Source organism: Bradyrhizobium sp., assembly GCF_027451485.1.
Classification (GTDB): Bacteria; Pseudomonadota; Alphaproteobacteria; order Rhizobiales; family Xanthobacteraceae; genus Bradyrhizobium.
The window spans coordinates 1-12,644 of record NZ_DAIDJE010000083.1 but is presented as its reverse complement, the minus strand read 5'-3'; the positions used below and the strand labels follow the sequence as shown (position 1 = coordinate 12,644).

Sequence of the window (12,644 nt, the reverse complement as noted above, 5' to 3'; positions counted from 1 at the left end):
TCGTTTCCTGCGCATCGGCCGGCAGTGCACGATGCCCAATCCTTACAACCTGCTTACAACCTGCCTACAACTTGCGCTGGAAGCGCGCCGCATCGGGTGAGCCGGTTTCTGTTCATCTCCGCGCAAACCGCCGACCGGCAAGGACAAAACTCACTTCGAAGACAAAACTCACTTTTAAGTGACGCTCTAAGTCGAGGCGCACGAAATAAACCGCCGCCGCCGCTGTTTGACCATTACGGGAAACAGCAGGAAAGTTTCGTCCATGTCCAAAGTACGGCCAAAGGCCGCGCTGCTGTCGCTGGCGACCTCGGTCCCTCCCCACATCTTCCTGCAAAAGGATATCCGCGATGCCGCCTGGGAGGTCTTCGGCAGCCGCTTTCCGGATTACGAACGCTTTGCCAGCATCTTCGCCAACACCGGAATCATCAAGCGTCACGGTGTCAAGCCGTTCGACTGGTACCTGACGCAACGCGGCTGGCCGGAGCGGACGGCGGCTTTCTTCGAGGGCGCGGAGGCCTTGTTCATCGACGCCGCAACGCGCGCGCTGGCCGAGGCCGGGCTGAAAGCTGCCGATGTCGATACTGTGGTCACGGTCTGTTCGACCGGCATTGCGACCCCAAGCCTCGATGCACGCGTCGCCAGGCGCATGGGCTTTCGCTCCGACGTCTCGCGCGTGCCGGTGTTCGGCCTTGGCTGCGCCGGCGGCGCCTCGGGCCTGTCGATTGCTTCGCGCCTGGCGCAGGCGCGGCCCGGCAGCAACGTGCTGATGGTGACGATCGAGCTCTGCACGCTGGCGCTTCGGCTCGACGAACTCTCCAAGGCCAACATCATCGCCACCAGCCTGTTCGGCGATGGTGCCGCCGCGATCGTCTTGCGCGCCGGCGACGGCGGTGAGACGCTGGTCGAGGCGGTCGGTGAGCACCTCTGGCCGGATACTCTTGATGTCATGGGATGGAGCATCGATCCCCTGGGCTTCGGCGTGATCCTGCGTCGCACCGTGCCGGAATTCGTCATCAGCGAGCTCAAGCCGGCGCTGACGCAAATTCTGACGCGCATGGATCGCACAATCGCAGATTACGACAGGTTCATCTGCCATCCGGGGGGCGCCAAGGTGATCGATGCGATCGAAGCGGCACTATCGCTCCACCAGGGGACGCTGGAGCATGAGCGGGCGGTGATCGCCGACTATGGCAATATGTCCGCCCCGACCGTGCTGTTCATTCTGGAACGCAACCTCGCGACCGGCTTGCCGCAGCGCTCGCTGCTTACCGCGCTCGGCCCCGGCTTCACCGCGAGCTGCGTTTCCTTGCGACGCGCGGCGTGAGCCCGGCGGAGATCATCCTTGCTCTGGTGACCGCCCAGCGCGGCGCCGAACTCATCCTTGCCCGGCACAACACGCGAATGCTGATGGCGCAAGGCGCCATCGAGATTGCGCCCGGTCATTATCCCCTGATGGTCGCGGTGCATGCCGCGTGGCTCGCCGCGCTCTGGATCTTCGGGCATGAACAGCCGGTCAGCGGAAGCGCGCTGCTGGTTTATCTGGCGCTTCAGGCGTTGCGCGCCTGGGTCATGGCAACGCTGGGGGCACGCTGGACCACGCGCATCATCGTGCCGCCCAACGCGCCGCTTATCGCAAGCGGTCCCTACCGCTATCTCCGCCACCCCAATTATGCGGTCGTGACCGGGGAGATCGCCGTGCTGCCGTTGATGCTCCACCTGCCCGAGCTCGCCGTGCTGTTTACGGCACTGAATGCGCTTGTTCTCTTCATTCGCATCCGTGCCGAGGACCGCGCCCTGCAGCTCTCGCCAAAATCCGCGACGCACAAGACGCCATGAGTGATAACGCCATCAGCGATGAGGCTGTCACGAGCGAGGCGCTGGCCCTGCCGGAAGATGCGAGCCTGAAAACCTGGCTCGGCTTCATCCTGATGTGCCTCGGCATGTTCATGGCGATCCTCGACATCCAGGTGGTCGCGACCTCCCTGCCCGCCATTCAGGAGGCGCTCGGCATCTCGCGCGATGCGATGAGCTGGATCCAGACGGCCTACCTGATCGCCGAGATCACGGCCATTCCCCTCACCGGCTGGCTGACGCGCGTGTTGACGCTGCGCTGGCTGTTCGCCGCCGCCATCGCCCTGTTCACATTCGCCTCGATCGGCTGCGCGGCAAGCGGCAGTTTCGCTGGCCTGATTCTCTTTCGCGTCTGCCAGGGCTTGGCCGGTGGCGTGCTGATCCCGGCGGTGTTTTCCGCCGTGTTCCTGCTGTTTCCGCTTCGCCTGCATCCGGCCGCCACGACGCTGGCCGGCGTCGTCGCCGTGCTGGCGCCCACCGTGGGGCCGGCGGCCGGCGGCTGGATCACCGACAGCTGGTCCTGGCACTGGCTGTTTCTGATCAATGTCGCGCCCGGCCTGCTCGCGGCGACGGCCACGCCGTTGCTGCTGCCGCAAGAGCAAATGAACCTTGCCGAATTCAGCAATCTGGACCGTTTCTCGCTGGCGCTGCTGGCGATCGCCCTCGCTGCGCTCGAACTCGGCCTCAAGCAGGCGCCGCAGGACGGCTGGCTGAGCTTCGAGCCGCTGCTGCTGTTCGCCACAAGCCTTGCAGCCGGGTGGATCTTCGTGAAGCGAACCCTGAAGGCGGCGCACCCGCTCGTCGAACTCACCACGCTGTCGGCGCGGGCCTTTGCCATCGGCTGCGCCTTGAGCTTCTGCCTCGGCGTCGGCCTGTTCGGTTCCGTCTATCTGATGCCGGTGTTTCTCGCCTATGTCCGCCGCCACGATGCCTTCGAGATCGGCACCATCATGCTGGTCACGGGCGTGGCGCAACTCGCCGCCGCGCCGGTCGCAGGCTTCCTGGAGAGCCGGCGCGATCCGCGCAAACTCTCTGCCCTTGGCTTTGCGCTGTTCGCCGCCGGTTTGGGCTTGAGCGCATGGCAGGGCCGGACCGCCGATTTCGACGAGATGTTCTGGCCGCAGGTCTTGCGCGGCGTGGCCATCATGTTCTGCCTGTTGCCGCCGACACAACTGGCACTCGGCGCGCTGACACCTGCGCAGGTCCCCGACGCGAGCGGCCTGTTCAACCTGATGCGCAACCTCGGCGGCGCAATCGGGATTGCGGCGATCGACACCATTCTCTATGGCCGCTCGGTCGGGCATGGCGAGGCGCTGCGCGACCGCCTGATCGCGGGCGACGTGTCGGCGGCGAAGGCGATCGGACTCGACGTGCAGCTATTCCTGCATCCGCCGCCCGACGTGACCCAGGCCACGATCGAGGCCTATGTGCGCCCGATGGTCGAGCGCGCGGCGTTTGCGATGTCCGTCAACGAGGCCTGGGCGATGTTGGCCGGCGTCGCGCTGACGGCGCTGGGGCTGGTATGGTTCTGGGGCAAAACGCAAGAGACTTGATGCTGGAAAGCTGCATGCTTGCCGTCGTCTCGCGCATGCGAGGACCCGTCTCCACGGACTCCCATCCGTGTACCTGATGGGGCAACATCTCCCATAACGACGAGCGGTCGTGGTCATGGCTCCCTGCTACCGCAGGGACGATTCAACCGCCCGGCCCTACTTCGTCGTCGAATCCTGCTTCAGGATCGCCAGGGCCTCCTGCACCGTGGTCATGAACTGCGCCGGAAAAATGATCGTCGAGTTCTTTTCGGTGGAGATTTCCGCCATGGTTTGCAGCGTGCGGAGCTGAAGCGCGACCGGATGCTGGGTGATGATGTCGGCGGCTTCGCCCAGCCGCACCGCCGCCTGGTATTCGCCCTCGGCGGCGACGATCTTGGCGCGCCGCTCGCGCTCGGCCTCCGCCTCGCGCGCCATCGCCCGCTGCATGTTGTCCGGCAGCATGATGTCCTTGATCTCGACCGCCGTCACCTGCGCGCCCCACGGCTCGGTATGCTGGTCGATGACATTCTTGATCTGCTCGTTGATCGAGGCGGTGTCCGACAGCAGTTGATCGAGATTGAAGCGGCCGACCACGTTGCGCACGGTGGTCTGGGCGATCTGGTTGATGGCGTTGGCAACGTTCTCGATCGCAATCACCGCCTTGTCCGGCTCGGTGATGTGATAGTAGGCGACGGCGGCGATATCGATCGAGACGTTGTCCTTGGTGATGATCTTCTGCGAGGGGATCTGCATCGTGACGGTGCGCAAGGACACCCGCGTCATGGCCTGGAACGGCACGAAGATCAGCGTCAGGCCGGCGCCGCGGACGGTCTCGAACCTTCCGAGAAAGAACACCACGCCGCGCTCATATTGCTTGACCACGCGGATCGAGGCGAAGGCATAGATGATGACCATGATGAGTAAGATGAGCAGAGAAATGCCCATGTCGCCCTCCGCGTCCTTCCGCGACTCGAAGTCAAGATTAGCACGCCCGGCCGAAACTATTTAGAGGCCAGGTAACCGCCGACATGAAGTCCCGCAGCCACGCGGCAAATTCGATCAGGGACTTCAGATCGATAAAGCGGTACTGACAACCGATATTTGCCAGCAGTCCTTTGATTCCAGCATTTGCAAACGTGCCTGCCGAGCTGGATGCAAATCCTGGAAGCGGACCGCCAGCCGCTTGCCAAGCGTGCCCTGCTCGGGCAGTTTTCCGACTGGACCGGCCGCAAAAGGCCGGCCACGCCGTAAAGGTCAGGCGCTTTACGGGCCAAACAGCAAAAGGGAGGCCGCCCATGCTCTCACGTCGAGATTTTGCAACCGCCGCATCCTGTGCACTCTGCTCGCTCACCGGCTTCATCGCCTCGGACGCTTCCGCCCAGACGCCGCCGCCGGCAACAAACGGCACGCCGGGCGTGAAGCGCAAAATCCTGTCACAGACCGATGGTCCGACGCCCGGCTACACCACGCTGGTCGTCGATATCGAGATCGAACCCGGCGTGATGATCGGCCGCCACACCCATCCCGGCATCGAGAGCGCCTACATGCTCGAAGGCGGATTCGACCTGCCGATCGAGGGCCAGCCGACCAGGTCGTTCAAGCCGGGCGATGGCGTCGTCATCCCGGCCAACACGCCGCATGCCGGCGGCAAGAACGGCGACAAGAAGAGCCACATCATCTCGACCTATATCGTCGAGAAGGGCAAGCCGCTGGCGTCACCGGCTTAGGTTGACCGTCATTCCGGGACGCGAGCGAAGCGAGCGGGCGCGGAATCATCTCTCCCAGCATTCCAGTGGCACGATGGATTCTAAGGTGCGCAATTGCGCACCATAGCTCGCGCTGCCGCGCGCCCCGGAATGGCGAAAAACAGCTGGATTGCTTCGCCCGCAATGACGACGGAGAGGGAACGCACCCTCCTACTGCTGCTTCTCCCAGAACGACAACAGGCCCTGGCCGGCGGAGCCGCCGATCACGCAGGGAATGCCGACCGCCACCGCGCCAAGCGCTGCCGCCGAGACGCAGCCGAGCGCGACCGCGCCGACGCCGACCTGCCCCCAGAAATCCAGATTGCGCCGGGAATCCGATCCCTTCGCCTTCAATTCCTCGACCGCGGCGAGCGCGTCCTTGCGCACGGCGCCAAGCTGCACGGTGTCGGCGGCTTCGACCACTTCGGTGAGCGGCACCTTGACGTTTTCAGGCTGAACCTTCAGTTCGCTGCGCAGATATTCACGCAAAGAAGTGTCGCGGACGGCGTAGCTTGCCAGCGTATAACGCGCCATGCTGCCGACCGTGAGCTTGTCGACGGTGTCGCGGCTCTTGCTCCAGGGCAGCATTGCGATGATGCGCAGGATCGGGCGGAACGAGCCGGTCGCGAAATAGTAGCCCCACAGCGTATCGAGCAGGTCCTGATTGCCCGCGAAGGTCTGCTGCATCTTGATCTTCTTGTCGTCCTTGGCGAACGGATTTTTCGTAAAGAAGCCCTTGAACTTGTCCATCGCGCCGGGCTCTTTCGCCTCGAGCGGAATTTCCGTCAGCGTCGGCAGGGTGCCGGCGAGATATGCATTGATCATCACCTGCCGGCCAGGCATTTTCGGCGCGATCCTGCGCAACAGATTGCGCCAGTCCGGCAGGCCGGAAAACGCGATCGCGCGCACGATGACCCATTCGTCTTCCGCCGGCACCGGGAAAAAGCTGTTGACGAGCGTTTCCGCCCTCGCGGGGTTCGATGCGATCGCGCCCGCAATGAAGCCGAGATAGATGCCGGCATTCTCCGGCTCCTTGAAGGTCTGCGCGTGAAACAGCACGCGCACTGCGGCCGGGATGTGCGCGTAGTCCGGCTTGGCGCGATAGTTGTAGATCCATTGCTGCACGACGCCGAGCGAGGCGCGCGGATCGATCTCCTGTGAGGAACTGACGGCGGCGGCCGGCTCGGCGAAGAGCAGGATGGCAAGGATGAAGGCGACGCAACGCATGTGATGCTCCGGGAGGCGCCCGCGTGAACCGCGTTTCCTGATCCACGGAGCGCCATTTGCGCAACACCCTAAAAAACATTTGAGCCGGCATAAGGACATTTTCTGGATGACCTCCCACGGCTCGCGTCGAAATTGTGGCGAGCGTTAATGTTTAAGGCACCATCTCTCCCCGGCGCAGACATTGTTTCGCCCCGCCCACCCATTTCCATGGGAGCTGAGCCAACAGGTATTGCGTAGATGAGCTTGTTCCCGGTGCGGAGCCGGACACATGGGCCGGCCAGGAAGCCGGCCGGTATCGCCGTCATAGCGAGCATGCTCGGCTTCGTCGCGCTGATCTTCGTCTCCGCATCAGCCTTCGCCGATGACGGGAAACCGGCCGCAGGCGACAGCAAGGGCGATGAGACCATTGTCGTCGAAGGCAACAAGCGGGTCGAGGCAGCGACCGTGCGCTCCTATTTTCGCGCCAACGCGAACGGCCGCTACGACGAAGCGGCGCGCGATACGGGCCTGAAGGCGCTGATCGAAACCCGACTGTTCGACAATGTCTCCGTCGACCGCTCCGGCGGCAGGCTGATCGTGCATGTGCATGAAGCGCCGATCCTCGGCAAGGTCGCCTTCGAAGGCAACAAGCGCGTCAAGGATACCGATCTCACGCCCGTCATCGACTCCAAGCCGGGCGGCAGCCTGCAGCGCGCCGTCGTGCAATCCGACGTCAACAAGATCATCGAGGCCTACAAGCATCTCGGGCGCGACGACGTCAGCGTGAAACCCGTCACCATCGACCGCGGCAACGACCGCGTCGATCTCGTGTTCGAGGTGACCGAAGGGGTCAAGACGCCGGTCAGGCAGATCAGCTTCGTCGGCAACACCGCCTTCGGCAGGCGGCAGCTTGCCGCGGTGATCAAGACATCGCAGTCCAACTTCCTGAGCTTCATCACCGGCGGCGACGTCTACGATCCCGATATCGTCAACAACGACCGCGAGCTGCTCCGCAACTACTACCGCAGGAAGGGCTATGCCGACGTCAATGTGCCACCCGTCCAGGCGGAGTACGATCCCGCAACAAAGGGCTTCACGCTGACCTATACGATCGAGGAAGGCCCGCTCTATCGCTTCGGCGACGTCACGGTCGATTCGCACGTTGAGGGCGTCGATCCCGGGAAATTGCGCCGCCTGCTCACCGTGCAGCAGGGCGCAACGTTCGACGGCTCGGCGCTCGACCGCAACGACGAGAAGATTTCGGCCGAGCTCGCCAGGCTCGGCTATCCCTTTTCGCGTGTCCAGTCCCGCACGACCCGCGACGAAGCCGGCAAGCGCATCGATATCGCGTTCATCATCGACCAGGGCCCGCGCAGCTATATCGAGCGCATCAACATCCACGGCAATCTGCGCACGCGCGATTACGTGATCCGCCGCGAGTTCGACATCGCCGAAGGTGACGCCTTCAACAAGGGCCTGATCGAGCGCGCCGAGCGGCGGCTGAAGAAGCTCGACTACTTCAAGACGGTCAAGATCACGACCAAACCCGGCTCGACGCCGGACCGCGTCATTCTCGACGTCGATCTGCAAGAGAAGGACACCGGCGATTTCAGCATTGCCGGCGGCTATTCGACCGTCGACGGGTGGCTCGCCGAGCTCAAGGTCGGCGACAGGAATTTCGGCGGCACCGGGGTCGCGCTCAATTCCGCCTTTACCTTCGGCCAATTCGCTCGCGGCTTCGACGTCTCGGCGACCGATCCCGGCTTCTTCGGAAACCGTGCTTCGGGGGGCATCGATCTCTCGGCAAAGGAAACGATCGCCAACGACTATCAGTCCTTCAGCACGTTGAACTACGGCGCGACGATGCTGGTCGGCACGCCGCTCACCGAGGAACTCGGAATGCAGTTCCGCTATTCGATCGCGCGGCAGCAGATCAGCGTCGATCCCGCCTCGCTCGCCTTGCCACCCTCGATCGTTGTGCAGCAGGCGGCGGCGACCGGGCCGCAATGGGTGTCGTCGGTCGGCGACACCGCGACCTATTCGACGGTCGACAATCCCAAGGCGCCGACGGACGGCTTTTCTTCACAGCTGCGCCAGGACCTCGCCGGTCTCGGCGGCGACGTCCGCTTCCTGCGCACGACGGAAGATTTCCACTATTATCACTCGCTGAACGACGACGTGGTGGCGCTCGCCCGCGCGCAAGGCGGCTACATCACCGGCTGGGGCGGCAGCCAGGTGCCGCTGATCGACAACTTCTTCGGCAATCCCTACATGGTGCGCGGCTTTGCGCCCAATGGTTTTGGGCCGCGCGACCTCACGCCCGGCACGACCATGGATAATGTCGGCGGCAGCATGTACTGGGCAACGACTGCCGAACTGCAGAGCAACATTCCCGGCCTGCCTTCGGAATACGGGTTGAAGGCGATCGCGTTCGTCGATGCCGGCAGCGTGTTTCACTATAGCGGACCGACGGCGTTTCCCGGCTCGACGCAATCGCTGCAACTCGCCAACTCGAACGTGATGCGCACCTCCGTCGGCGTCGGCATGACCTGGGCTTCGCCGTTCGGGCCGCTCAACGTCAGCTACGCCGTACCTGTCACCAAGGCTTCCTACGACGTGACGCAGCCGCTCGGCTTTACGGCATCGCCGTTTTGATGTGATCGTCTCGTTAGCAGAGACGGCAAGCGATCGACCCGCTGCCCGCAATCCTAAATTTAATTTGAGAATTGCGAGCGTAAAAAGCGGCTCCCACAGCGCAGCAACGGAGAGCAACAAAACAGCCGGTTGCATCGGCGGCGATTGGTGCTAGGAACGCGTGTTGCATGGCCTGGGGAGGCCGGCAGCAGAGTTCGGAGGGGCCATTGAAGAAGCTTGTGTTGATCGCGGCGCTTGGTGCCGTGCTGGGGGGATGTTCGGCCGCGCAGAATACACCTCAGGCGGACTCGGGCCTTGCGCCAAGGGATCCTCCGTTCGGCAAAGGCCTTGCAAGCAACGACACCATGCATCTGCCGAGCGGAAGCGAGACCTCGCAAAGCTATGGCCGATCATCATACCAGATTCCGCCGCGGGACCCGCCGTTCGGCAAAGGCCTGGCAAGCAACGACACCATGCACCTGCCGAGCGGAAACGACACCTCGCAAAGCTACAGCCAGTCGTCGGACCCGATTCCGCCGCGCGATCCGCCCTTCGGAAAGGGAATGTGAGACTTTCGCTTTTCGGCTCGCCCTCTCAGGCCTGTGAGCAATTGGGTGGCCAAGCAGTTCACTGCAAAAGTGACGGCACCGGGAGACATCGGTGCGTCCCGGGAGCAGCGGCAGGACCTGTTCGACCGCCGCAATCCGAATAACCTCCGCAAAGATTATCAGCGCCCCCGCCCGGCCGTTTCTGATTGCAGGCTTCGCGGCAGGCATTCCGGTTCGAGGGTCAAACCGCGGGCGAAGGACGCGGAGCTGGCTCCGCCTGAAGCGCGATGAGATTCGTGTGAATCGTTATCGCGCTTCAGGTCTTTGATTGCGCATGATCTCTTGAACACAGCTGCACACTTTCCGGATCATGCTCGAGGGGCAGCCTGGGTGCGCTCGCCGGGTCGCTTGCCCGCCGTTGCTTCGACCCACTCCAGCATGAGGCGAACCAGCTCGGCCTGGCGCCGCACGCCGGTCTTCTGAAAGATATGCATGAGATGCGTTTTGGCGGTCGCGTGGGTGATTCCAAGCCGCGCCGCCACGGCCGCGAGCCCGTCGCCTTGCAGGAGTTCCTGGGCCAGCGCGGCTTGTGCGGGCGTCAAACCGAAATGGTCGGCGAACGCTGCCAAGCACCGCTGCGGCGGCCGCTCCAGGTCGCGGACGAAAACGATCGCGCCCCGCCCTCCGGCAACGAGCCCGCAGCTCTCCGCGCGTGCCGGGATCGCGAGCACGAGCACGCAAGGCCTTCCTTCGCGGCAGATCACCAGCGAGCCGCCGTCCCCGCCTTGAGCCGCGTTCGCGACCAGTTGCTTCAGCGCCGTGCTCTCCGATGACGTTCCAGCGGCGAGCTGCTGCTTTTCAAGACGCAGTGCCCCATCGGCGAGTACGGCTTCGGCGGCCTTGTTGATAAACTCCACCGTCCCTCGCTCGGTGGCGAGAATAACGCCGCAGTTCAGGCCATAGAGGGCCTCCCTGGTCAGATGATGCGCGGTCTGCAACTCCCCCATCCGCAGATTGATCCGGATCGCGCGGCTCAGATGCGGCGTCAGCTTGGTGAGCGTTTCCAGATGCGCGGACTGCCATGGTCCGAAGCGCTCAGGGCGCCACAGAGTAACAACGCCGGCACCGGTCGTATTCGATTGCGCCACGGCGAGAGAGCCAAGGATCTCTTCGCCATCCTGCGGACACAGAAAGTCGTTGTAGAACTCCGACCGACGAAACTCTTCCTTTGGCAGGACTTGCCGGTCGCAGAAAATTCCATGGAGTTTGCGCTGCTGCATTCGCTGCCAGGCGATGTTGCGCGGCCCATAATATTCAGCATAGCGCTGACCCCAGGCCGGATCGGTGCCGAAGGAGATCAGCCGGGCCAGCGAGGATCGGGATGCCTCGATCGAAAGATGCGCTGAAGAGGCGCCGAAGGCGCTCGCAAGCCGGTGAAGCACGCGAGGCCACTCTGCCGCATCGAGCGCGGCGTCATAGATGAGATCGGTGAGCCGATCAAAACTGTCGGTGTCGCGCATCGCCCCTGCCCACAACAAATGAACGAATTATATCCGCAGAAATACCAATCGAGTATTGGTCGCTGCAATATCCCTTTTGGTTCTGACATCCGTGAACTGTACCAGCCGCGCCGAGGCGGCGCTGTGAAATGGATCACAGGTGGGAAACGAAGACGCGGCGGCGCCAGGGGTTCCGCCAAACCGGGTTCTAGGTTCTTGTTTTGACGCGCTTCTTCGCGCGAACCGGCTTCCACTTCGCTCGAAAGCTTCAAGGTGCGACGAGATCAGATTGCATCTGGAACGGCTCGGCCCGCCGTTGGGGTGGGAGACGCGAGTTGGCCCATGTCGCCGTCACCGCCAGGACCAGCGCAGTCAAGGCGAGAACCGAACCAAGCATCTCGGCGCGGCGCGCCCGATCCGTGGCCGTGGTCCGATGCGATGCGGCAGAACTGTTTGCGAAATCAAATGACACGCGGTGCTCCATCTGTTGCGGATCGCTCGAGAGATTTGAACGGGTGTTGTACCCACGTCGCTCGGCCGGACGCTGCGCCATGGTCAGCACCAGCTTGACGGGATCGACCTGCCGCGGGCTGCCGGTTTTCCGAAACAGGTGGTGCAGATACGTCTTGATGGCCGCCTCGGAAAGCGCGACCGCCGCGGCCACGCCGCCGTCCTCTCCGGCGACGGCTCGCAGCACCAGGACTTCGGTCGGTGTCAGCCCGTAGCGCTCGGCAAGTTTTGTCCTCGCTGCATGCGCTATTCGTGTCAACGCAGGTATCTCGCATGCGACAGCGGCGGTCCGTGGGTTGCTTCCGCGCATCGGGCGCCGAAATCACGACGCCGCGGATCCCGGCGTGATTCGGAATGAATGTGCTTGAGGCCGGCCATGACCGCTTTTGCGGATGAGGCCGCCGATTCATTGCCAGCGCCGCGGCCTGCCGCGCATCATCCGAACGGATGAGACTCCCGAGAAAATCTTCCGCGTGCGGGCCGCTAAGGGGGAGAAATGAAAGAGGACGGCCGCACCCGAAGCCGAAAATTGTTGCTGCCCCGCAACAGCCCGGTTGTGACACCGGCCTGCTCTGAGCGCCTCAGCCGTTCGGTTGACGCGCGGCAAACGAACAACTGCAACGTTTGAGAGGCTCGCGGCCAGCGAAAGCGCCGCTTTTCGGCGGGGACGCGAGCCGGGTGGATTACAGGATGCCGTCACTGGGAGCTTGGCGGCAGTTTATCGCAATAATAACCGGGGGCGTTTGATGTCCGATTCGTTGCTGTCCCGCTTTGCGCTTGCGGCGCTCGCGGCGACCTTCCTTGTTCCGGCTGCCAATTGTGCGTTTGCAAACCGCCGGGAGCAAGTTCTCGAACGCGAGAGCCCTGGTTCGCTTTGCTTCCGACGGCCCTAAAACGATGCCTGCCGTCATATGATGCGAATGACAGCAGGGAGACTGGCGTCCGGGCCAGAACGTCACGTCTGCGGGTGGGAGGCCTGCGCGGGCCAACGTCCCCCGTTTGGATGACGCGCTCCTTCGGCGCATTCGATTATCTTCGGCTACCATTTTGGTTACGGAGATTTTCATGCCCAATCGATTGTCAGTCATTACAGCCGGCGTCTTGATTTCCAGCGCCATC

11 protein-coding genes are annotated in these 12,644 nt (G+C 63.3%); 6 read left to right on the top strand and 5 right to left on the bottom strand.

Features of this window, described 5'->3' with window-relative positions; genetic code table 11:
* Positions 1-262: 262 nt before the first annotated feature.
* The 3 genes from NEZ08_RS11290 to NEZ08_RS11280 all read left to right on the top strand — a co-directional run bounded on the left by NEZ08_RS11290 (position 263) and on the right by NEZ08_RS11280 (position 3,404).
* Entirely contained in the window at positions 263-1,324 is a 1,062-nt protein-coding gene (locus NEZ08_RS11290) for a type III polyketide synthase (RefSeq protein WP_298106844.1), read from the top strand.
* Positions 1,321-1,836, top strand: coding sequence for an isoprenylcysteine carboxylmethyltransferase family protein (locus NEZ08_RS11285; protein WP_298106843.1), 516 nt, complete (start codon positions 1,321-1,323; stop codon positions 1,834-1,836). The genes NEZ08_RS11290 and NEZ08_RS11285 overlap by 4 nt, the downstream gene beginning before the upstream one ends.
* Positions 1,837-1,928: 92 nt before the next feature.
* A complete protein-coding gene (locus tag NEZ08_RS11280; protein WP_298106892.1) occupies positions 1,929-3,404 on the top strand; it encodes a DHA2 family efflux MFS transporter permease subunit in 1,476 nt (491 codons plus the stop codon).
* 156 nt (positions 3,405-3,560) lie between these two features.
* Here the strand turns inward: NEZ08_RS11280 and NEZ08_RS11275 are convergent, their stop codons facing one another.
* Positions 3,561-4,328, bottom strand: coding sequence for an SPFH domain-containing protein (locus NEZ08_RS11275; protein ID WP_298106841.1), 768 nt, complete (start codon positions 4,326-4,328; stop codon positions 3,561-3,563).
* Positions 4,329-4,678: 350 nt separating this feature from the next.
* On the opposite strand from NEZ08_RS11275, the gene NEZ08_RS11270 reads away from it, so the two are divergent.
* Positions 4,679-5,110, top strand: a complete 432-nt coding sequence (locus NEZ08_RS11270; RefSeq protein ID WP_298106839.1) for a cupin domain-containing protein — start codon at positions 4,679-4,681, stop codon at positions 5,108-5,110.
* Between the two features lie 189 nt (positions 5,111-5,299).
* Here the strand turns inward: NEZ08_RS11270 and NEZ08_RS11265 are convergent, their stop codons facing one another.
* Positions 5,300-6,355, bottom strand: coding sequence for a hypothetical protein (locus NEZ08_RS11265; protein WP_298106837.1), 1,056 nt, complete (start codon positions 6,353-6,355; stop codon positions 5,300-5,302).
* A 237-nt stretch (positions 6,356-6,592) separates the two neighbouring features.
* Between NEZ08_RS11265 and bamA the strand changes: the two genes are divergently transcribed.
* Both bamA and NEZ08_RS11255 read left to right on the top strand, forming a co-directional pair.
* On the top strand, positions 6,593-8,989 hold the full coding sequence (gene bamA / locus NEZ08_RS11260) for an outer membrane protein assembly factor BamA (protein ID WP_298106836.1): 2,397 nt from the start codon (positions 6,593-6,595) through the stop codon (positions 8,987-8,989).
* Positions 8,990-9,195: 206 nt separating this feature from the next.
* Complete coding sequence (locus tag NEZ08_RS11255) at positions 9,196-9,537, top strand: hypothetical protein (protein WP_298106834.1); 342 nt, start codon at positions 9,196-9,198, stop codon at positions 9,535-9,537.
* A gap of 347 nt (positions 9,538-9,884) precedes the next feature.
* Here the strand turns inward: NEZ08_RS11255 and NEZ08_RS11250 are convergent, their stop codons facing one another.
* The 3 genes from NEZ08_RS11250 to NEZ08_RS11240 all read right to left on the bottom strand — a co-directional run.
* A complete protein-coding gene (locus NEZ08_RS11250) occupies positions 9,885-11,036 on the bottom strand; it encodes a helix-turn-helix transcriptional regulator (protein ID WP_298106832.1) in 1,152 nt (383 codons plus the stop codon).
* 247 nt (positions 11,037-11,283) lie between these two features.
* Positions 11,284-11,784, bottom strand: coding sequence for a hypothetical protein (locus NEZ08_RS11245; RefSeq protein ID WP_298106831.1), 501 nt, complete (start codon positions 11,782-11,784; stop codon positions 11,284-11,286).
* Between the two features lie 424 nt (positions 11,785-12,208).
* Positions 12,209-12,644 (bottom strand): hypothetical protein (locus NEZ08_RS11240; protein ID WP_298106829.1); only part of this gene is annotated, 436 nt, incomplete at its 5' end.